This is a genomic window from Spirochaeta lutea, from assembly GCF_000758165.1.
GTDB lineage: Bacteria > Spirochaetota > Spirochaetia > DSM-27196 > Salinispiraceae > Spirochaeta_D > Spirochaeta_D lutea.
The window spans coordinates 217,261-238,244 of the sequence record NZ_JNUP01000064.1 but is presented as its reverse complement, the minus strand read 5'-3'; the positions used below and the strand labels follow the sequence as shown (position 1 = coordinate 238,244).

Sequence of the window (20,984 nt, the reverse complement as noted above, 5' to 3'; positions counted from 1 at the left end):
TCTCCAACGTTGACAAAGCATACCATGGTGATTTTTTTACCGTCCAACAGCTAATGGTTGCGAGGTGGCAACAGTTTGTTTCGGGGAAGTTGAGGGGGTATAGAACATCATCTAGGTTCCCCGGGCGATCAGACTTCCATCGTCTCCGGGGGCGGGGTTGCGCTGTACGGGTACAATCGGTTCTACTCAGTGGATAAGCGGGCTGGGATACCGGAGGTGCGGTCACCGGCTCCAGCCAGGGACATTCGAAAATCGGATTTGTTGGGTTACCGGCGAACCAGGTTTCTGCGTCGCTTCCGGTACCAGCCCGCCACCACCTTTCCGGCACCGGCAAGAAACCGGCCGTTACTGATCAGCAGCAGGCCGTCCACCATCTCCATGGAAACCCGGCCGCCGGTCAGCCGGGCTATTCCCCTGAAGGGCAGGTGGTAAACCGACATCATGATGAGATTTGCCTGTTTTCGCCGGCCGGTACGGTGCAACATACCCAACAAGGCCTCCATGGACCAGAAAAAGAGCCTGGCAGCCCAGCCCTGGGCATACCGTGTTTCCGCCAGGGCATCGTTGTAGCCCAGGGGTTTAGACCGGTCACGGTAGCCCTGGGGAACCGGGCGACCCAGAAGCCGGGAAAATTCCTGTTCGGAAACATCCCCCACTCCCCCGGTGTAATAGGAGGGTAGACTTTCAGGGCTCCACATCCCCGGCAGGGGCCCGGCGGTACCCTCCACCTCCAAACTCGCCGTTAAATGAATATCCCGGCTGGATGAGCCCACCATAATCTCATAGCTGCCCCCCTCAATCTGCCATTCCCCTGCCCGGGGATTAAAGAACCGGAAGGTTTTATCATCGAAGGGGATTCGAATGCGTTTACGTTGCCCCGGATTAATCAGCACCTTCACAAAGCCTTTCAGCTCCTTCCGGGGCCGGTAAATCCTGCTCTCGGATTTACCAACATAGAGTTGGGCGACCTCCATCCCCGCAACCGGGCCCTGATTCTCCAGGAAAAACTCCACCCCCTCACGGTCCACGGAAATATCCGAGTATCCGAAGCGGGTGTAGCTCAGGCCGAAACCGAAGGGAAACAGAGGCTCTACCCCGGCGGTATCGTAGTAGCGGTAGCCGATGAAGGGACCCTCCCGGTACTCCACGGTTAGATCCTTTCCGGGATAGTACCGGGAGGCCGGGGTGTCCTCGTACCGCCGGGGTAGGCTCTCGGCCAGTTTCCCCGAGGGATTCACATCCCCGGAGATAACCCGCAAGATCGCCCGGGCCCCGGCCTGGCCGCCAAGATAGGCATGGAGCAATCCCCGGACCGTATCGATCCAGGGCATCTCTACCGCACAGCCGCAGGAAAGTATCACCACGATGTTCGGGTTTACCCGGCTTAATGCCTCCAGGAGCTGAATCTGGTTATCCGGTAGGCGCATAGTGCTCCGGTCCACCCCCTGACTCTCGCTATCCTCGTCGAGGCCGAGGTAGAGCAGCACCGTATCAGCCTTCCGAGCCAGGGCGCAGGCCCGGTCGATCAGCCTGGACGATTCTTTACCGTAGCGTTCGAATCCCCGTTCAAAACCGATACTGGAAATACCTGATTCATCAAAGCAGTCCATGGTATTGTCCAGCACCGTAGGATTCACCAGGGATGATCCGGCACCTTGATAGCGGGCATTCCGGGCAAAATCCCCGATAACGGCCACCTTCGTGGTGTGGCTCAGAGGCAGAATGCCGCCGTGGTTTTTAAGCAGAACAATGGATTCCTCAGCCACCCGCTGGCTCACCCGGTGGTGCTGGGGAATGTTAAAATCGATTTTGGGATACTGGAGCACCGCACTGGTGGATAGAATCAGATCCAGCAGGCGGTCAACATTTTCGTCAATGAGGTCCTCGGTGATGATCCCCTGTTCAAGGGCCCGTACTATCTGCCGGTCTGTTTCGCCCTCGCTTCCGGGCATTTCCAGTTCGTTGCCGGCCTTCAGACCCTCCACCCGGTCGTTACTGCCCCCCCAGTTTGTAATTACACAGCCTTGGTAATTCCATTCGCCCCGGAGAACCTTGTTCATAAAATAGGGGTGTTCGTTAACGTAGGTACCGTTCACCCGGTTGTAGGCGGACATGAGAGACTTAACCCTGCCCTCGGTAACCGCAATCTCGAAGGCAGTGAGGTAGATTTCCCGCAGGGTGCGCTCATCTATGACCGCATCTATGGTCATAACACGCCACTCCTGGTTGGACGCGGCGAAGTGTTTCACGCAGGCGGCGATTCCCTGGGACTGGATTCCCCGGATATAGGCTGCAGCCATCTTTCCCGCCAGATACGGGTCTTCACTAAAGTACTCAAAATTCCGACCCCCCAGAGGATTCCGTTTCATGTTGATCCCCGGGCCTAACAGGACATTCACCCGCTGGGCCACGGCCTCGTTGCCCAAAAACGAGCCCACCTTCTCTCCTAATTCCACATTCCAGCTATTGGCCACCGTGGCCTCGGTGGGAAAACAGGTCGCCGGAATTCCGATGTTCAACCCGATCTGCTGGGCGTCCACGGCCTGACGGCGGATTCCATGGGGACCGTCGGCCAGGTAAATGCTGGGAATATCCAACCGGGGAATCTCTTTGGTCTGCCAGAAATCTCTGCCGGAAAGCAGAGAAACCTTTTCTTCCAGGGTCATGCGGCTCAGTATGTCGGAATGCTTAGGAGTGCTCATGATCTAAAATTCTCTCTCAGAAAGGTTTGAAATAGGGTTACGGCCCGGTTTTGAATATCACGGTCCCGGCTGATCACATAGATGTTCTGGGGTATCCGCTCTTTTAGGGGAAGGACCCGGACCTGGTCAGAGGGGAAGGCCTGCTCCACAAAGTCAACCGATTCAGCGGCCACTCCGGTGCGGATACAGCTGTTGCGGAGGGCCGTCAGATTCCCAGTGGAGTAGAGTACCCCGGGATCGAAGCCCCGGGATTTACACTCCTCTACCAGATGGCTGTCTCGCCCGGGCTCCATGGTCTTTACCACCAATTGATGGTTCTTCAAATCGTCCAAGGAGATTTCATTCCGGGACGCCAAGGGGTGATCGGGTCCGACGATAATTACCGTCCGACCGGGAACGAGCAATTCATAACTGCAATTGGGTATACCCTCGTGGCCCAGGACTATCCCCACGTCGGCCTCGTCTTGGAAGAGGTCGTTCACGGCAAACTCGTCGGGATACTCGTCAATTTTAATCTGGAGGTTCGGGTTCAGGTTGGAAAACCGGTGAAGCATTTCGTAGGGAACGATTGCCGAGGTGGAATAGGTAACCACGACGTTAAGGGTGCCCTTGCTTCCCCCGATTATGCTTATTTCTTTCTTTATATCGTCCAGAAGATAGCAGATATGGCGTGCCCGGGCATACAACAGCTCCCCGGCTTCGGTCGCCTCCATACCCTGGGCGCCGCGGAAAAACAACTCTGTCTCCAAGTCATACTCTAACTGTTTAATGATTTTGCTCAGGCCCTGGGGAGAGATGTAGATCTCCCGAGCTGCGGCGGCAACGCTCTTCTTTTCATATACTTCGATAAAACACTTCAGGGCCCGGGTATTCATTCTACCTAGTAGTATTACCGGTTTTATCCCAAAAAGAAACCGGTTCCCCACCCGGTAGACATCACATTTCGTTGCCGCCCTGTAACCGATCGTTGATAGCCTGGAGAAAAATTACCGTGCTACCCTTTTCCTAACACTGGAAGGGATGTCTTTCCCGCAGTTTTGAAGCCCGGGCAATCAGAGGCCCGGAAATCAGACCCCGGGCTCAGGACATAACCCCAAGATCCCTTCCGGTGCAGTCCGGCTGTAGCCGGAGGCCGTGTTCTCAACACATACAGCAGTTTTAGGAGGATTGTATGATAAAAAAAGCGTTTATCGCCGTAAGCGCGGTGCTTATAGCCCTTGCTCTGGCCGCCTGCGGAGGAGGGGACCCCTTCGAGGTGAGCATCTACAGCGAGCAGCCCGAGATTACCACCTATCAAGAATACCTGGAAGCGAACCCAGGCATTCCTTCCCAGGGGACCGAACCCATCCTGTCAGCGGGTAATGACAAAGGCGTCATCACCAGCCGCGGTCTGGAGTTTAAGGATTCCAACGGAAACGGAAAACTCGAGCCCTATGAGGATTGGCGCCTAACCCCCCGGGACCGGGCAGGCGATCTGGTGGAACGCATGGCGGTGGAAGAAAAACTCGCCCTGCTCAACTGGCGCAGCCTGAATTTAGGCGGCGAAGATGAAGGATTCGGTATACCGGGCTTAGGTGCCGGAGGAGAGACGGAGGAAGGTACACCGGCAGCTCAGCTTGCCGCGGGGAACCGCTATGCGCTGCAGGCCCCGGTGGCGCCCCTGGATGTGCTGACCTATTTTAACAATGTCCAAGGCTACGTTGAACGTCTGAACTGGGGAATCCCCATGATCCTTTCCCAGGACCCAACCCATGACTACTGGTTCGGAAACGAAATCCCCGACTACCAGTATTCAACCTGGCCCTTCATGATGGGTCTCGGGGCCATCAACGACCTTGGCCTGACCAAGCGGTTCGGAGAAATAGTCCGGGATGAACTACGGATGAGCGGTTACCACGTGCTCCTGGGCCCCCAAGCAGACCTGGCCACCGAACCCCGCTGGGCCCGAATCCAGCACCTCCTCCATGCCGACGGCGACATCGTAGCCCGGCACATCGAAGTACTGGTTAAATCCATGCAGGGATACGACCTGGACAAAAACAGTGTTGGGGTGGACGGAATCATCACCGTACTCAAGCATTTTCCTGGAGCCGGTTCAAACCAGGAAGGAATGGACAGCCATACCCGGGCCGGCCGGTATGCGGCCTTTCCCGGAGGAAACCTGGAAGAACACCTGAAACCCTTTGAAGCCGCCATCGAAAAGGCCGAGGTGGGAGCCATCATGATGGCCTACAGCATCATAGATCCCGATCAGACCGGCTACGAGGCAGTAGGTTCCGCCTACGAATATCAGATTGCCACCGAGCTTCTTAAGAATCAATTGGGATTCGACGGAACCGTGGTATCCGACCATAGTATCGCTACCAATGCAGCCTGGGGAGTTGAAGACCTAAGCGAACCCGAGCGTCTGGCAAAAATGTTAAACGCCGGCACCTATCAGAATATGCCCGGAGACAACGACGGCTGGTGGCTCACCGCCTACGAAGACGGGCTCATTACCGATGAAACCATCAACGCAGCAGCAATCCGCACCCTGGAACTGCAGTTCAAGCTGGGGCTCTTCGAAAACCCCTATGTAAACCTGGCGGAAGCTCGGGAGTTCTGGAACCCCGAGGGGAAGGCTATGCAAGACCGGATGGCGAAGGGATTTGACGCCATGAGAAAGGCGATGGTTCTGACAGAAAACCCGGAGGTAGCCCCCTACATCCAGCTTCTGCCCATAACCGCCACAAACCCCGATTACGTCAGTGCTGTAGACACCAACGGAAACAACCGGGTGGATGTATACTTTGACAGCCCCTTCCCCGACGCCGACAGCGGCCAGGAGAAGACCTACGCCTTCTCCTCGGACAGCCAGTACCTGGAAGCCAACTTTGTCGATAGCATTGCCGAAGCAGACATAGCCATAATCCGAATCAATGCCCGGGGCGGCACCTACTTCGGAACCCAAGGCGGCGTCCCCCTGGACTTCCAGAGTCCGACCCGGGTCTTCGACCACGATTCAGACCAGTACACCGATGAAACCATCCCGAACTACGTGGATTTCGGGGGGTGGCAGTTCGGTGACTGGAGTAACGGATCCGGTGCCGGCATGGTCGGCCAGGGATACCGGTCCTACCTCGGTTACCAAGAGAGTCTCGCCGCCATCACTCGTGCTATTCAGGCCAAACAGGCGAACCCGGATCTGAAAATCATCCTTGGTATGACAGCATCCCGCCCGGGAATCATCGAACCCTTCCTGAAAGATGTGGACGGTGTATTCATCGACTTCGCAGCCACCGACCGGGCCTTCCTGGATGTTGTATTCTGGCAGGAAGGGGCGGCGCCGAAGGGCACCCTGCCCGTGGAAATCCCCTCATCCATGGAATCGGTACGAAACCAGCTGGAAGACATCCCCGGAGACACCCAAGACCCGACCTATGAAATCGGATACGGGCTGGAGTACAACACCGGATCAGGATACGGCAACTAACCTCGGACCTCCTATTCTACCCCCCTGCCTCCCCGGGCTCAAACCCGGGGGGGCTTTTTCCCTTGAAGCTGGGAGATGCCGGGGAAGATGGAAGATCTCAGACACCAATACCTGGTCACACATCCCAATCTACAATCAGCGAAAGGACGGCCGCCATGACCATTCGGGGTAAACTCTATACCTTCGTCAGCCTGCTAACGGTAATGCTCCTGGGGATAAGCTATTTCGCCCTCTTCATTACCATGGACATTCTCTCGAAAAGCGAACACATCTACGAAGAGCAGCTCCGGGGTCTCGCATTATTAGGCCAGAGTGAGCGGCAGATTACCTCCCTCCATCTGTCTGTAACCGATTCCCTGCTTGCAGATCCCGGTTCCCCCCTCCCCCAATCCCCTGGGGACACACGAAAGGCTCTGGAGTTTTTTCAAGGATACGAGGATGCCGTAAATCTGCCGGCAGAAGAATCCACCAGCCTGGCCGGCTTTGAGCCTGCATTTCAGCGGTGGCAGGGGCTCCTGGAGGACATCCGGGCACTACTCACCCGGGAGCAGAAGGATCAGGCCCTGTCTGTATTTCAAGGTGATTATAACGCCGCGCACCTGAGCCTACTGGCCCTGCTCTCCGGTCTATCGGAACAGACCGCCCAGAGCGCCCAGAACAATTACACCCAGGTTCGACACTACGGTTGGACTCTACTCGTGTTCTACAATATTTACGCCGGTATCGGCATCGTCCTGGGACTGTTAATCCTGTGGACCGTTCATACCACGGTTTTAAAGCCCATAAGACAGGTCACCACCCGGGTTACCCAACTCTCCTCCTCCGAAGGCGACCTGACCATGCGGCTGCCCATCCAACGCCGGGATGAGATGACCCAACTGGCCGGCAATCTCAACAGCTTTATTGATAAAACAGAGACAATCCTCCTGGTACTCCGGAATGCCCTCCTGGAGGCCAACCAGGTAAAATCGGGAATCATGGAATCCATCAGGCAGAACAGCAGTTCTGCGGTTCAAATCTCTGCCAACATCGCATCCATCGCCGATCAAATCACCACCATGGAACGGGTGGTAACCCAGGCCACCCAAGCCGCCCAGGATGTACACCAAGGTGTAACAATCATCGAAGAGCAAATCATTAACCAAGCAGCCATGGCCCAGGAATCCACCGCTTCGGTGGGGCAGATGATAGAATCCATCCAGCGCCTTTCCCGGATCGCCCAGGATCGGCAGCAGGGAACATCACGCCTAAGTACAACCCTTAGAGAGGGGGAAGAAAAGGTACAGGGATCCCTAGAGGCCGTACAGACCATGCATGACGACATCGATTCAATTCTGTCCATGGTAAAACTCATCTCCGGTATTGCATCTCAAACCAACCTTCTGGCAATGAACGCAGCCATTGAAGCTGCTCACGCCGGAGACGCCGGCCGGGGTTTTGCCGTGGTGGCGGACGAGATCCGAAAACTTGCCGAGACCTCGAGTCAACAGAGCCAGTCCATCAGCACCGTACTATCAGGGATTGTCGAGAAAATCAAAAGCGCCCTGGACGCCACTCAGTTCACCTCCCGTGTGTATGAGGGTATCCAATCAGAGGTGCACACCCTCACTTCAGCATTTCAGGACATCACCGACAACACCCAAGAAATGAACCAGGGCGGCAGCCAAGTTTTACAGGCAATGGAGCAGCTAAATCACCATAGCCAAACCCTGACCGAACAAGCCCAAAACCTCGGCTCATCGAACCAGAAGATCACCGCCATCATGGAACACCTGGGAAACATCAGCAGTTTTGTGGATCAATCCATCGGCGAAATAAACCAGGGTATGCAGGCCATCGCAGACAGTATGGAGTCCCTAAACGCCCTCTCCGCCGGGTTGGACCAATCCCTAGAAGCCGCCGACCAGAACATCGGCCGGTTTAAGCTCTCCGAACCCCGACAGGCCTAGAGAGCCCGGGCCTGCCGGCTATTGATAATTCCGAAGTACCACTCATTCACCCCGGCCCCTTGAAAAATCCTCTGCCAGCAATCCGTAGGTGTACGACCCATGGGTCCCGTCGTCGTTTAGCCGTATTTCGTCTCGGGTAAATCCCAGGGACTCAAGGGTTTTCCAGGAGGCAGTATTCCTAGAATTGCAGGAGGCCGTGATTTTACTCGCCCCGAGGTTCTCAAAGGCATGGCCGATTAAGCCCCGGCTGGCCTCGGTACAGTATCCCCGGCGCTGGAATGCCGGATTGAAGATGTACCCCAGAGTCCAAATCCGGTCTCCCCGGGGATTCTTTTCCTCGAAATAGAGATGACCGATTACCTTACCCGTTTCCTGTAATACCACCGCCCAAAACATATCCAAAGCTGCCCGCTCCGCTGCGACCTGCCGGGACTGCTCTCTGGTTAAGGGCTTACCCGGTTCGAAGGTATAGGTCTCCGGCAGCCCGAGGTAGTCAAATAAATCATCCCCATCCCGAGGGCTGAAGCGGCGCAGCAGCAGCCGTGGGGTCGATAGCTCACTCATGCTCTATCCATCCCGCCAGGGAATACACCCCGTCAATGAGGGTGTTCAATAACCCCGGAAGTACAGCAGCCCCTGCCGGTCCGGTGTTCTCCATAATGTTCTCTACCTGATCCTCAAAATTCTCAGGCACCGGGGTGCCGGCATCCAGGAGAAATTGAACCTGGCGTTTTTCCCCGGGGTGGGGCATCTCCCCCAGGGCAAAAAGAATATCAAACACACTCTCCATGAGAGCCGTAACTCGGTGGTGTACGCTGACCCAATCGTTACGGCCTACGGCCTTTTCCACCTGGCCCAGGTAGGAGGGTAGCTTTCCCCGGAGGAGGGGCAGGTTTTTTGAGAGGATGTTTTCTTGCAATTTCCGGGGGTAGGCAATGCGCCACTTTTCCTGGAGAGCCGCGTACCCGCCCCTGGGATCGTACAGCACCCGGGAATTCAGAAGATTATACCAAAAACAGGTTGTGTATCCCGTAGCAGCCTGCCCCGCCCCCAAAAGGGACTCAAGATGTTCAGTAAGCCAATCCAGGCTCCGGTACACCACATCCACAGGAATCCCGCTGCGTAAAATCCCGTCATCCTCGGTCTCCCAGAATTGATTATTTACCTCAAGATAGGAGCATAAAGGCGCCAAAATCGCCTCTCTCCGGGAGGGATCAACCATCTCCCGGACATACACGTATAAATCGTAGTCACTCCCGGCATCGGAGGTGCCAGCTCCCCGGGAACCCCCGAGGGCAATAGCCTCCACCCCGGGAAGATCCTTCAGCCCTTCAATAACCCTGGCAAACCAGGGATCGTGCGATGTATTCATGATGAATGCATAGCATAGATTCCTGGACCTTCCAATATCCCTGCATTCAGTCCTTGACGCAGCCTCCCATACAGTATATCGTATTTTTACGATGAAAGAAATTCCACCCTGTTGTGAAAACAGTATTCTCGACAACCCCAGGGACCGGGAGCAGTTCTGGAAAATAAGCCGAGCCCTGGGCAATCCCGCCCGGCTGGAGATTATCCGGTTATTAAGCCGGACCAGCAGCTGTATCACCGGATCCATTGTACACCAACTTCCCCTCTCCCAGGCCACGGTCAGCCAGCACCTCAAGGCCCTGAAGGAGGCAGGAATAATCCAAGGAACCATAGAGGGCACCGCCATCCGCTACTGTCTGAATAAGGATACCATCCACTGGTACAGCCGGATGGTACAGGACGCCTTCGGCGGCAGCTCAGCCCCAGGAGTAACCCCCCAGCCCAACCCCCAAGGAGCCCCCCGATGAACTATATTCTCGATATTCTAGGATTCGTCTTGGAAAAGATCCTTCATTCCTGGCCCCTGTTCCTGGTAACCATTCCCTTGGCGGCGGCGGTCCGCCTGAGCGGAGCCGGAGAGGTCTTAGGTTCAGTGATGCGGCGCAGACCGATACCGGCCATTCTCTTAGGAACCGCCATCGGCGCTCTTAGCCCCCTCTGCAGCTGTTCGGTTATTCCCGTCGTCACCGGATTGCTCATAAGCGGGGTTCCCTTGGCTCCGGTCATGAGCTTCTGGCTTGCCAGCCCGTCCATGGACCCGGAAATCTTCTTTCTCTCGGTGTCAACCATCGGCTGGAATCTTGCCGTATGGCGGCTTTCCGGGACCTTCCTAATGAGCCTTGGGGCGGGATTTATCACCCACCTCCTTTCCCTTCGCGGATGGCTCCCCGCATCGGTCCTCAAACGCCATCAACAGCACCCAACACTCAGCACCGGTCCCAGCCCCGGCACCCTGAACCCCCGGACCGCGCCAACCCACCCCGAATCCGCCAAGATCTCCCCTGCCCCCGAGGGGCTCACACCGGCAGCACCCGGGAAGCTCGGAGCTCCCACGGGGATTCCCCTGAGAATCCTCCCCAGGGAGGTCGGTTCTCTATCAGTGAACCCCATCCTGGCCAACACCTCCGAGGCCCCCCCGGAAGCCTGTGCCTGCCGGACTGCACCCTCATCCGGACCGGAGGTTCATCTCGGAGCCTCGGCCTCCATCCTGACCAAATGGCGCTACCGCTATCTGAACCGGGACTTTTTAACCCGCCTGGGTAAGGAGAGCGTGGAGATTCTGTGGTGGATAGGCAAATTCATGCTCATCGCCTTTTTCCTCGAAGCCCTCATCACCCTATACCTCCCCAGCACCTGGGTCACCGGACCCCTGGGTACCCAAAGCCCCTACTCGATATTTATTGGGCTCGGACTGGGACTGCCCCTCTACACCACCTCCCTATCAGCCCTGGGTATTGTGGGCGGACTCCTCACCAAGGGCATGAGCGGGGGAGCGGCCCTGGCGTTTCTCGTGGCGGGTGCCACTACAACCATACCTGCGATGACAGCCGTATGGGGTGTTGCGAAAAAACGGGTATTCGCCCTGTACCTGGGATATACGGTTCTCGGTGCCCTCTTAACAGCCCTGCTCTACCAACTCACCGGCGGACTCTAGGGTATTCATTGTGCGCAAAAGGGTGGAAACTACACCATATATAGCAGAACCATCCTATTTTTTATCCACGGGTAGTGTGGCAAGGTGAAAAGGTACAACCTTTTGCGCACTATAAAAAAAACTGCCTGGGATCGCCTCCCAGGCAGCCGTATCATCATTCACCATCCACCATCCGCCGGAACTGAAACCGGCCACGGTGGGCTATCTTGGTATGTGAGACTTGGTGGGCAAACAACTGTAGGCTACACCAGGTAGGATAGTACCATCAGGTGGCCGGCCCGAGGGGCAACACCGTCTCCCGGAGACATCCCTTGCCCGGGAGCAATCTTACCTCCTGGAGCACCTGCTCCCAGGCGCACCCTTACAACCAACTACCCACAAGTCAGCGCTTAGGAAATACTGCGTTCCAGAACCCTGTTCAGCCGTTTTACAAACTCCGCCGGGTCCTTCAGTTCAGCCCCCTCAATCAGCATAGCCTGCTCAAACAGTAAAAAGCTCAGGTCAGCAATCCGCTGCTCATCCTCCACGGACTTAAGGCTCTGAACAATTGCATGGTCAGGATTCACCTCAAGAATCGGCTTCACCTCACCCAGCCCGGCATTCTGGCCCATAGCCTTCAACATGGCCTGCATCTGGAAGCTGGGATCACTCTCATCCATCACAATACAGCTGGGGCTGTCAGCCAGGCGTACCGAAACCCGCACATCCTTAATCCGGTCACCGAGAGCCTTTTTTATCTTCTCTACCACCGGTTGGGTTTCTTTTTCCTTCTTTTTATCCTTCTTCTCTTTCAGGTCTTCACCGGCATCACTCCGGTTTACCGCCTTCAGCTCCACCTCTTTATAGGTACCGATGCCGGGAACAACGATCTCATCAATCTCGTCGTCCATGATCAGCACCTCAATGTCCTTCTTCTTATAGGCTTCCAGGAGGGGACTGTTTCTCAGAACATGCTCTTTTTCGCCGGTAATGTAATAAATAGCCTTCTGGTCGGGCAGCATCCGGCTCTTATACTCTTCCAGACTCACCCAGCCCTCTTCTTTGGTGGATTTAAACCGTACCAGCTCCAAAAGCTGCTCTTTATTGGCGTAGTCGCTGTACAACCCCTCCTTCAGGGGCCGGTTGAACTCGTCAATAAAGCTCTTGTAGGTCTCCTTATCCTCCAGGGCAATCCGGGTGAACTCTCCCAGCAGTTTTTTAACCGAAGCATTGCGGATATTAACCATCACCCGGTTCTGCTGAAGAATCTCCCTGCTCACATTCAAGGGAAGATCCTCACTGTCAATTACCCCGCGTACAAAGCGCAGATAGGAGGGTAACAACTCCTTATCATCATCGGTAATAAACACCCGCTTCACATACAGCTTGACCCCGGGCTTGTAATCAGCATGGAACAAATCAAAGGGCGCCTTCTTCGGAACATAAAACAAGGTGGTATATTCCAGGGTACCCTCAGCCTGGGTATGCAGGTAAAACAACGGATCCTCGGTATCATGACCGATGGTCTTATAAAACTCATGGTAGTCTGACTCAGCCAACTCGGATTTCGGCCGCTTCCAAAGAGCATTAGCACTATTAATCTGGCTAACCTTTGCCTCGGTACCCTTTTCCTTTCCCTTATCATCATACTGCTTCTCGTCGTAATGCAGGAAAATCGGGAAGGCAATATGATTAGAATACTTCTTCACCACCTGTTCAATCTGCCAGCGGTTCGCGTACTCCTTACCTTCTTCGTTTATATGCAGGATAATTCGTGTTCCCTGGCCTTCAAAACCCGCCTGTTCAGAGGATACCGGGGCAGTCTCGAATTCACCCTTCCCGTCACTGGACCACTGGTAGGCTTGATCCTCTCCTGCCCGCCGGCTAAACACATCAATGGTATCCGCCACCATAAAGGCAGAATAAAACCCTACCCCGAACTGGCCGATCAGGTTGGAATCCTTCTTGGTATCCCCGGTTAGCTGCCCCAGAAACGCCTTGGTTCCCGATTTTGCGATGGTTCCAAGATGCTCAGTCAAATCTGCCTCATTCATCCCGATGCCGTTATCCTGGATGGTAATACCATCATCGGTAAACGAAATATCAATCCTGGGCTCAAAGGACAGCTCTTTAAATTGATCATCCGTCAATGTCAGGTACTTGAGCTTATCCAGGGCATCCGACGAATTAGAAACCAGCTCCCGGATGAAAATCTCCTTGTGGGAATAGAGACTGTGGGTAATGAGCTGGAGCAGCTGCCCCACCTCGGTCTGAAAACTGTGCTTTGCCATGTGGCAATCTCCTTGTGGTTTTATTTGATAGGGGGATTCTAACGCCCGTACACAGCATCCCTGCCTGGGGACTACACCCCGACTAAGACGCTCTCCGATGGGCAATAATATACAAAGACTGCCCCGGAGAGGCAATGAAAGGAACATACATTGTTCGTCGCATTACCATGGCGATCATGAGATACCCTCTATCCCGATGACCCAGTGCCCCTGCGCCCCGACGCCATCAACTGAGCAATAATTCTGGTTTCTACCCCTGCGGTCCCATCATCCCCTGCACCCACATCCAACCGGGGTCCAAGTCCGGTAATTCTGCCCTCAATCCGCACCGGCGGTCCGGATACGATCAGACACTGGTGACCCAGTAACGCCGCATCCCGGGGCTCATGGGTCACCGCCAAGACACTCCGGGGACGCTCCAGCCATAACCGGGCGAATACCTCCAGCAACTGTATCCGCAGTACCACATCCAGCCCCTGGAAGGGCTCATCCATCAGCAGCACATCCCCGGGCACCAAAAAGGCCCGGAGCATATTTACCCGCTGCCGCTGTCCGCCGCTCAGCTGATCGGGCAGGTCCCTGGCCCGGCCACCTAGCCCCACCAGATCAAGGCCTTGGGCGATCCGCCTCCGGCGCTCCTGAGCCTCAAACCAACCCCTGAGCACAAATTCCAGATTCCCCTCCACACTCTTCCAGGGGATCAGCCGCGGATCTTGGTAAATCATCGAAACATTCCCGTCACCGGGTATATCAGCCTCCCCCTCCTGGGGATCCAGCTCCCCGGATAATACATGCAGAAGAGTCGATTTTCCGCAGCCCGAAGGACCGAGCACGGCGGTAATCTTGCCGCCCGGAAGCGCCAGCTCCAGGTTCCTGGCAATCTCAATCCCGGTGTCCGGGTACGTAAAACGTACCCCAGACAATCCCCAGTCCGCATCCCGGTTCTTAACCGCGTCCATAACGCCTCCATCCGCGGAGCACGAGAGAAAACACCCCTTGGCTCACCGCACTAAGCACTACTGCCGCTGCGGTCCACGCCAACACACCCGGGGTTTCCAAGATAATCTTGTCCCCCTGCATCCCCGTTCCGATTCCATGAATCGGCTGGGCCAGCACCTCCGCCGCCACAACCACCTTCCAGGTCAACCCTAATGAGGCCCTGGCAGCAGCGGCAAGAAAGGGCAGGGCCGAGGGCAGCTGAATCCCCGTAAAAATCCGCAACCCTGGAACCCGGTACGCCCGGGCCATTTCCACCAGCCCCGGATCAGCCCCCCGAACCCCCTGAATTACCCCCTCGGTCATCACCGGCATCCCCATCAACACAGCCGTAAACACCGGTACCTGTTCACTACCGAACCAGATGAGGGCAATCAGAATGACCGCTAACACCGGCACAGCCTGCACTAACCTCAGCAGGGGAGTAATAGCCCACCGCACCCCGGGAAACACCCCGGCCAACCCGCCGAGAACCGTCGCTACAGCGAGGGACAATCCGAAACCCGCTAAAACCCGGAGAACAGTACCCCCGAGGGCAGACCAAAACCTTGTCTGCCCCATGTAATTGCCGAGTCTCCTGAGAACCAATTCAGGACCGGGCAGAATGATTGACGCATCAATAACCCAGGCTGCTATCACCCAGCCCACCGCCAGAGCACCGACACCCAGAAGGTACCAGGCCCAGGGTTTGAGCATCCGAAACAAGCGGATTAAGCCCGAGTATTCCTGCCCGGGGGGCAGATGCTTCCTTGGACGCCGGGGGATTTCCGGCTGTTGGGGCTTCATATCACGGTTACCTCAGATAGAATCCGTCATCCGGCAGTTTGCCGCCGATGGACGGTGGAGCAAAATCCAGAAACACCCGTAACAGTCCTTCAACCTTCTGTCGGCTTTCCACGGCCGGAATATACACATAGTTGGTCACCGGAATCGCTTGGGCTGCCACCGGAGCCTGCAAACCCAGACCGGACCGCTCAACCACCGGACCTGCAGCCTGGGGATCGGCCAGGACCGTCTCCAAACTTTCCCGGTACGCCTCAAGTACCAGTTCGAGGGTTTCGGGTTCATCCTCAACGACATCCCTGCGGACCACCAAGGCGGTCATGGGATAATCTTCCTCATTCCCGGGAACCCGAGCCCACAATTCCTGTAAATCTGCCGCCTTGCGAATAGCACCCTGGCCCCGCAACACCGCCATAGTAGCGAACGGCTCGGGCAGGACAGCGTGGTCAATCCGTCCAGCGATAATCGAGGCAGTAATCTCCGGGTAGGGCATGGAAAAATTCAACCCGACCTCAGTACTCGCCAACCCGCTGCTCCGATCCTGCACCCCCGAAAGTCCCGCTTTATCAAGGAGGAATCGAAAGACAAACTCCGGGGTGCTGCCCTGGCCGGCCACATACACCCCGTCTCCCCCTAAGTCAGCCAGATTGCCAACCCCGGTATCCCGGCTGACCAGACTCAGCATACCGTTGCCGACAATGGCTGCCAGGCGGATGGGCTGACCGGCGTTGTATAACTTCGCAGCAAGATTAACCGGCAATACCGCCGCATCCACCTCCCGATTAATAATCCGGGAAACCATGACATCCGGCGCCCCCAGAGCCACAACCTCAACCGGTATTCCGTTGTCCAGGGTAACAGGCTCAACAATCATCGGCGCTAACCCCACCCCGCTGGGACCCTTTAGCGTTCCCAACACAAAGGTATCTGCACCTGCCCCGGCAAGAACCACTGCCAGAAACAGGCTAATCAATAATTTTTTCTTCATAGTCATCCTCCGGATTCAGGCTACCCCATTCACCTTGTCTAGGCAACGCCTGCTTCCCTTGACTGGCCAGGTTAAGGCCCATACACTTCAAACCAATGAACCTACCAAAACCAATCTGGATTCTCCTCGGCATCTGGGAGACCCTTCGTATTTTGCTGCTCTGGTACGTAGTGTTAACTGCCAACCTTATCTACGGTACCCTATCACCGGTCGTCCTAGCTGTGTTCGCCGCCCCTCAAGCAGGGCTTCTTGCCGGCGCCTTTTTCTACGGCCTGGTTCCAACATCAAGCCGTCAAGAATCCCGATCTACATCAAGAACAGGAAGGCACTTTTTTCCCATCTTCATAATTGGTAAACTCGCCACTACCGCTTCCTTGGCAGTTCTTGTACTATTATGGGTACAAGGCTTACGAACCGGAACGGTAGTACCGGATTCCGAATCTGCGTTATTTCTGTTCCGGAGTCTCGGTTTGCTTGGTTTTGATCTTATAATTCTAGTCGCTTTACCCCTGGCTGCATCCCGCGGCAGGACTGAGCCCCAGGCTAACCGGTGAATTCAGATTCCGAGCCTGATCCGTAGAAGGAGCATGTAAATGCACATCATTCCAATCGCCAGTGGAAAGGGCGGTGTAGGAAAATCCCTGTTTGCTGCGAATCTCGCCATTGCCCTTGGCCAGGCGGGCAAGTCGGTCGTTCTGGCCGATCTTGATCTCGGCGGGTCCAACCTGCATCTCATCCTGGGGATCCGGAAATCCCTCAGCGGTGTAGGAATCTTCCTCAACGAATCACGACCCAATCTCGGGGACTACATCATTCCCACCCAGTATGAGAATCTCTCCTTCCTCCCGGGAGATTCTGAGATCCCGGGCATCGCGAACCTCACCGCCGCACAAAAACGCAAACTCATCAACCAATTAGGGAACCTCGCAGCGGATTACCTGATTCTCGATCTCGGCGCGGGAAGCAACTACAATACCATCGACTTCTTTCTGCTCTCAGGAGCCGGAACGATCGTAACGACGCCCACCCCCACCGCATTGGTCAACGCCTATGTCTTCCTGAAAAATTCCATGTTCCGAATTCTTAATTCATCCTGTAAAAAAGGATCCCCGGCAGATCAGTATTTACGCAGCCTTGAAAAAAACAGCGCCAGCCTCCAGCGGGTGTATATGATGGAACTCCTTGAAAAAATTAAAGAGATAGATCCTCAAAGTTATCAAACCCATATGCAAACCGCCGGACGGTTCCACCCCAGGTTGATCATGAATATGCTCGAGGACCCCAAGGACAGCGAGCGGGCGGGAAAGCTCCGGCGCAGCTGCCGAGAATACCTGGGCTTCGATCTGGAACATCTCGGGATCATGTACCGTGACGACCTCCAAGATACGGCCCTATCCTCGGGACTGCCCATCATTATCTACAAACCCAAGGCTGTGCTCTCCCAGGCAGTCTACCGCATCGCCGATAAGCTTCTACAGTTCGAATTAGAAGACGACCAGCAGGGCCTGATAAACTCCCAAGAGACCTCTGATGAGAGTTTTGAGACGGCTAACCTGGAGGCGCAGATCGACTTTCAGACCCGGATTGAGTATCTTGAAGATCTTCTTCATACCGGGGCGTTAAGTACCGGAGATCTTCTAGAAACGGTGAAGAACCAACAGCTTGAAATAAATCAGCTGAAAAAAGAAAATATGTTGTATAAAAGTAAACTCGTAAAGGCTGCCCACCAGGGTTATAAGCTCTAGGGATCCATTTCAATGGCAAAAAAAGAGGCAACACTCCAGGGCAGTTTTGAACTGTCCATCGACAGCACCTACCTGATTGCCCGGCTTGCAATTACCAAATCTCAGGAAGGACCGGGCTTCAATACGGACACCATCCTCACCGAGCTGCGTAACCGGGGTATAACCTATGGGTATTCAGCCGACGAAATCCGCCGACAGCTTAAGATCGCCGGCGAGAAATCCGAAAACCCCGTTACCCTAACCATCGCCCAGGGCCAGCCGCCGGAACCTATGCAGCCCGAGACACCGGACTGGAAGCCCCTGGACATCCCCCAGGAGCTCGAGGAATACATCCAGAAAAAGGTTGACTCCAGCCCCGCCCCCACCATCTACACAGAAACCTCCATCAAGGTAAAAAAAGAACGGGAAGTAGAAAAAAAATCTCCCCTGCCCTTCGTCCCGGTAAAGAAAGAGACAGTCACCTACACGGAAACCGAGGTTAAACGGGACAGGGTTTACATTGATCCCACCGTGGAGGAAGTCCTCTACGCCCCGGAGGGAGCCGTCCTTGCTACCCTCTACCCCATTACCCAGGGGAAACCCGGTAAAAACCTAAAGGGCGACCCCATCCCCCCCGTAGCCCTGCCGGACCCCCGCTTCTACCTGGGAGAGAACATCCAAAAAAAAGGCCATGAAGCCATGGCGCAAACCTCCGGCATCCTCCGGGTGGGCAAGAACTGGGCCGACATCATCCCCTTCCAAGCCCACCGGTGGCAGCTCGAGCTCAGCGAGGACAAGGCAACCTGCCTACTCACCTTCACCCCCGGGGATTCCATCATCCCCCCGCCCGATTGCGCCGAGATACATTCCAAGGCCGAGGAACTCCAGTTTTCTACCGAACACCTCATGCCCGAGCAGGATATCCGGCTGCTCATCGAACGCGCCATCCGGGAACAAAGCCCCCTGGAACAGATCCCCCTGACCCCCCAGGACGACGCCTATTTCGAGGTGGTCATCAGCGAGGACAGGCTCACCGCAGTGCTTAACATGAGAAAAGGACGGGGCGAGGGCCGCCCCCTGGTGCTCAAGGAGGTCGGCAAGGCCATCCGGGAAAGCAAGGTAAAGATTCCCGATATGGACATTCTGCGCCAGGATATACTGGACTTCTACAAATCTCCGGACCACGAGCTCATTGGATATGAAATCGCCTTCGGAAAAGAACCCCAGGAGGGACCGAAACAGGCCGTAGATTGGTCGGTACGCTTCTACGATGAAAAGGAATTCCTGGAAACGAAGGAGCAGATCCTCTCAAGCCTCGACCAGCTTCAGGACCTAGAATCAGCGGAAACCTTCCCCATCAACGATCTGGAAGGACTGGCAGATGTGGAAAACGAGCAACGTATTCTAACCCTCGGCCCCTTGGTAAAGGGGGAGCCCGGAGTTGACGTGTTCGGATCCGCCATTGAAGGGTTGCCCGGGGAAGCAGTTAAACTCCGGCTCTACGAGGGCTTAGAACACAAGGACAACCTGGTTATTTCCGTTATGGAAGGTCTTATGGAGCGGTCCATAGTAGGGGACGAGTTCCACCTCCGTGTCCGACCCCACCGGGATGCCGACATCACCATTCAGATGGATCCGGATAAAATGGCTGCTTTTATCAGCTTTTCCCGGAGCGAGGGCACGGGCCGTAAAATCACCATGGACCGGATACATCAAGCCATAGAAGCCCAGGGAATCACCAAGGGCATCATTCCGGAAGCCATGGAGACCATCCAGCAGGCGGTGGAACAGGAAGAACCTGTCTCGGGGCTGCATTTTGCTCAGGGGCAATCCGCTGAAGAGGGAGGCCAAGAAAAGCTTCAGTTCCTTATCGCCATGGCCAGCGGTAAGAACGTCACGATCCTGGCTGACGGACGGGCAGATTACCGGAACAAGGACCAGATAACCCGGGTAAAAGCCGGAACCCAAATCGCAAAACTGCTGCCGCCCCTTTCCGAACCCCAAAGCGGCTGGGACATCACCGGTAAGGAGATAAAACCCTTCACCAACAAAAACCGGACTATTGAAATCGGTGAAAACATTGAAGCCCAGGAAGAGGAGGAGGGAATCAAACTCCTGGTGGCCACCGCGGATGGAGAGATCCAGTACGAAAAAAACACTATCCAGGTCCTTGCCACCCACACTGTCCAGGGGAACGTCAACCTAAAAACCGGCAACATCAAATTCCCGGGTACGGTTCAGGTAACCGGGGATGTGGAAAGCGGTTTTGTGGTCATGAGCGGAGGAGATATAAAGATTGCCGGAGGGGTAGATGCGGCGCTGCTCTCGGCGGCCGGAGACATCCTGATCAAGGGAGGCGTCAAGGGAGGCCGCCGGGGGGTTCTCCGGGCCAAACAGAATATTTTTGCCGCCTTCGTAGAACAGGCTACGGTCCTGGCGGTCCAGGATATCAAGTTTTCCAAAGCGGTCATGCGTTCCAATATCAAGGCAAACGGCAGGCTGCTTCTCCCGGAAAAGGGCCGGGTAATTGGCGGCACTCTGAAGGTTAAGTTCGGTCTTGAAACCGGAAACCTCGGTTCGGACCGCGGGATTACTACCCAGATCCATTTCGGCCAGGACTACCTGGTGGAGGACCAGATCAGTGTGGAAGAAAAGGAAATAAAGAAGATTCAAGGCCAAATGGCCGCCCTGGACAGGGCCATGAAGCAGAAAGACAAGCTCTCCAACAAGCAGGAGCTTCAGCAGATGTTCAACCAGAAGACAAAAATGATTAAGCTCCTGGAAAAAAGGAATCTCCGGTTGTTTATGCTCAAGGAGAGGTTTGAACAGCATTTTGATTCCGCTATTATTGTCCGCGGCACCGCCTATCCCGGCGTCGTTCTGGAAAGCCACGGGCGTATATACGAGATTCCCGGAGAAAAAAAATCAGTAGCCTACGTCTTCGATACCGATTTAGGCCGGATTGTAGAAAAAGACATTGCCGAGGTCGAGGCAGCGAAGAAAAAACGAACATCCCCGGACAACGATTCAGATGCTCCGGAGAAACCGCAGAACGTCCCTGCTGAAGAGCCCTAG

The 20,984-nt window shown here is 55.4% G+C and carries 15 protein-coding genes; 7 read left to right on the top strand and 8 right to left on the bottom strand.

What is annotated here, in order from left to right:
* Window positions 1–266: 266 nt before the first annotated feature.
* Both DC28_RS09050 and DC28_RS09045 read right to left on the bottom strand, forming a co-directional pair.
* Complete coding sequence (locus DC28_RS09050) at window positions 267–2,702, bottom strand: beta-glucosidase (RefSeq protein WP_037547887.1); 2,436 nt, start codon at window positions 2,700–2,702, stop codon at window positions 267–269.
* Complete coding sequence (locus tag DC28_RS09045) at window positions 2,699–3,577, bottom strand: LysR family transcriptional regulator (protein ID WP_037547886.1); 879 nt, start codon at window positions 3,575–3,577, stop codon at window positions 2,699–2,701. Before DC28_RS09045 ends, DC28_RS09050 begins: the two co-directional genes overlap by 4 nt.
* A gap of 296 nt (window positions 3,578–3,873) precedes the next feature.
* Here DC28_RS09045 and DC28_RS09040 point away from each other — a divergent pair, with 296 nt between their 5' ends.
* Both DC28_RS09040 and DC28_RS09035 read left to right on the top strand, forming a co-directional pair.
* On the top strand, window positions 3,874–6,174 hold the full coding sequence (locus DC28_RS09040; RefSeq protein WP_037547885.1) for a glycoside hydrolase family 3 protein: 2,301 nt from the start codon (window positions 3,874–3,876) through the stop codon (window positions 6,172–6,174).
* 155 nt (window positions 6,175–6,329) lie between these two features.
* Window positions 6,330–8,123 (top strand): methyl-accepting chemotaxis protein, encoded by a 1,794-nt coding sequence (locus tag DC28_RS09035; protein ID WP_037547883.1) that lies wholly within the window; start codon window positions 6,330–6,332, stop codon window positions 8,121–8,123.
* 42 nt (window positions 8,124–8,165) lie between these two features.
* Here the strand turns inward: DC28_RS09035 and DC28_RS09030 are convergent, their stop codons facing one another.
* Entirely contained in the window at window positions 8,166–8,687 is a 522-nt protein-coding gene (locus DC28_RS09030) for a GNAT family N-acetyltransferase (RefSeq protein ID WP_052078685.1), read from the bottom strand.
* Entirely contained in the window at window positions 8,680–9,495 is an 816-nt protein-coding gene (locus DC28_RS09025) for a nucleotidyltransferase domain-containing protein (protein WP_052078684.1), read from the bottom strand. The genes DC28_RS09030 and DC28_RS09025 overlap by 8 nt, the downstream gene beginning before the upstream one ends.
* Before the next feature lie 91 nt (window positions 9,496–9,586).
* On the opposite strand from DC28_RS09025, the gene DC28_RS09020 reads away from it, so the two are divergent.
* Window positions 9,587–9,961 (top strand): ArsR/SmtB family transcription factor, encoded by a 375-nt coding sequence (locus DC28_RS09020; protein WP_081942098.1) that lies wholly within the window; start codon window positions 9,587–9,589, stop codon window positions 9,959–9,961.
* Complete coding sequence (locus DC28_RS15540; protein ID WP_052078683.1) at window positions 9,958–11,148, top strand: permease; 1,191 nt, start codon at window positions 9,958–9,960, stop codon at window positions 11,146–11,148. Before DC28_RS09020 ends, DC28_RS15540 begins: the two co-directional genes overlap by 4 nt.
* A 389-nt stretch (window positions 11,149–11,537) precedes the next feature.
* Here DC28_RS15540 and htpG read toward each other — a convergent pair whose 3' ends face one another.
* The 4 genes from htpG to DC28_RS08990 all read right to left on the bottom strand — a co-directional run bounded on the left by htpG (window position 11,538) and on the right by DC28_RS08990 (window position 16,185).
* Window positions 11,538–13,418, bottom strand: a complete 1,881-nt coding sequence (gene htpG / locus DC28_RS09005) for a molecular chaperone HtpG (protein WP_037547881.1) — start codon at window positions 13,416–13,418, stop codon at window positions 11,538–11,540.
* Window positions 13,419–13,606: 188 nt separating this feature from the next.
* Window positions 13,607–14,377 carry an ABC transporter ATP-binding protein gene (locus DC28_RS09000; RefSeq protein WP_052078682.1) on the bottom strand — a complete coding sequence of 257 codons (771 nt, stop codon included), beginning with the start codon at window positions 14,375–14,377 and terminating at the stop codon, window positions 13,607–13,609.
* Entirely contained in the window at window positions 14,364–15,200 is an 837-nt protein-coding gene (locus tag DC28_RS08995; RefSeq protein WP_052078681.1) for an ABC transporter permease, read from the bottom strand. The genes DC28_RS09000 and DC28_RS08995 overlap by 14 nt, the downstream gene beginning before the upstream one ends.
* Before the next feature lie 7 nt (window positions 15,201–15,207).
* The gene (locus DC28_RS08990) at window positions 15,208–16,185 is read right to left on the bottom strand and encodes an ABC transporter substrate-binding protein (protein ID WP_037547879.1); all 978 of its coding nucleotides are present in this window, start codon (window positions 16,183–16,185) and stop codon (window positions 15,208–15,210) included.
* Between the two features lie 95 nt (window positions 16,186–16,280).
* Between DC28_RS08990 and DC28_RS08985 the strand changes: the two genes are divergently transcribed.
* Genes DC28_RS08985 through DC28_RS08975 form a run of 3 tightly spaced genes read left to right on the top strand, consistent with a single transcriptional unit; the run spans window position 16,281 to window position 20,984 of the window.
* Window positions 16,281–16,739 (top strand): hypothetical protein, encoded by a 459-nt coding sequence (locus DC28_RS08985; RefSeq protein ID WP_037547877.1) that lies wholly within the window; start codon window positions 16,281–16,283, stop codon window positions 16,737–16,739.
* A 39-nt stretch (window positions 16,740–16,778) separates the two neighbouring features.
* The gene (locus DC28_RS08980; RefSeq protein WP_037547875.1) at window positions 16,779–17,930 is read left to right on the top strand and encodes a P-loop NTPase; all 1,152 of its coding nucleotides are present in this window, start codon (window positions 16,779–16,781) and stop codon (window positions 17,928–17,930) included.
* Window positions 17,931–17,942: 12 nt separating this feature from the next.
* The gene (locus tag DC28_RS08975; protein ID WP_052078680.1) at window positions 17,943–20,984 is read left to right on the top strand and encodes a flagellar assembly protein A; all 3,042 of its coding nucleotides are present in this window, start codon (window positions 17,943–17,945) and stop codon (window positions 20,982–20,984) included.

What these genes read in the sequence shown, in the direction of transcription:
- DC28_RS09000 (WP_052078682.1), bottom strand. Translation starts at nt 14,377, where the DNA reads ATGGACGCGGTTAAGAACCGGGATGCGGACTGGGGATTGTCTGGGGTA.
- DC28_RS08985 (WP_037547877.1), top strand. Translation starts at nt 16,281, where the DNA reads ATGAACCTACCAAAACCAATCTGGATTCTCCTCGGCATCTGGGAGACC.
- DC28_RS09030 (WP_052078685.1), bottom strand. Translation starts at nt 8,687, where the DNA reads ATGAGTGAGCTATCGACCCCACGGCTGCTGCTGCGCCGCTTCAGCCCT.
- DC28_RS08980 (WP_037547875.1), top strand. Translation starts at nt 16,779, where the DNA reads ATGCACATCATTCCAATCGCCAGTGGAAAGGGCGGTGTAGGAAAATCC.
- DC28_RS15540 (WP_052078683.1), top strand. Translation starts at nt 9,958, where the DNA reads ATGAACTATATTCTCGATATTCTAGGATTCGTCTTGGAAAAGATCCTT.
- DC28_RS08990 (WP_037547879.1), bottom strand. Translation starts at nt 16,185, where the DNA reads ATGAAGAAAAAATTATTGATTAGCCTGTTTCTGGCAGTGGTTCTTGCC.
- DC28_RS09050 (WP_037547887.1), bottom strand. Translation starts at nt 2,702, where the DNA reads ATGAGCACTCCTAAGCATTCCGACATACTGAGCCGCATGACCCTGGAA.
- DC28_RS09025 (WP_052078684.1), bottom strand. Translation starts at nt 9,495, where the DNA reads ATGAATACATCGCACGATCCCTGGTTTGCCAGGGTTATTGAAGGGCTG.
- DC28_RS08975 (WP_052078680.1), top strand. Translation starts at nt 17,943, where the DNA reads ATGGCAAAAAAAGAGGCAACACTCCAGGGCAGTTTTGAACTGTCCATC.
- DC28_RS08995 (WP_052078681.1), bottom strand. Translation starts at nt 15,200, where the DNA reads ATGAAGCCCCAACAGCCGGAAATCCCCCGGCGTCCAAGGAAGCATCTG.
- DC28_RS09035 (WP_037547883.1), top strand. Translation starts at nt 6,330, where the DNA reads ATGACCATTCGGGGTAAACTCTATACCTTCGTCAGCCTGCTAACGGTA.
- DC28_RS09045 (WP_037547886.1), bottom strand. Translation starts at nt 3,577, where the DNA reads ATGAATACCCGGGCCCTGAAGTGTTTTATCGAAGTATATGAAAAGAAG.
- DC28_RS09020 (WP_081942098.1), top strand. Translation starts at nt 9,587, where the DNA reads ATGAAAGAAATTCCACCCTGTTGTGAAAACAGTATTCTCGACAACCCC.
- htpG (WP_037547881.1), bottom strand. Translation starts at nt 13,418, where the DNA reads ATGGCAAAGCACAGTTTTCAGACCGAGGTGGGGCAGCTGCTCCAGCTC.
- DC28_RS09040 (WP_037547885.1), top strand. Translation starts at nt 3,874, where the DNA reads ATGATAAAAAAAGCGTTTATCGCCGTAAGCGCGGTGCTTATAGCCCTT.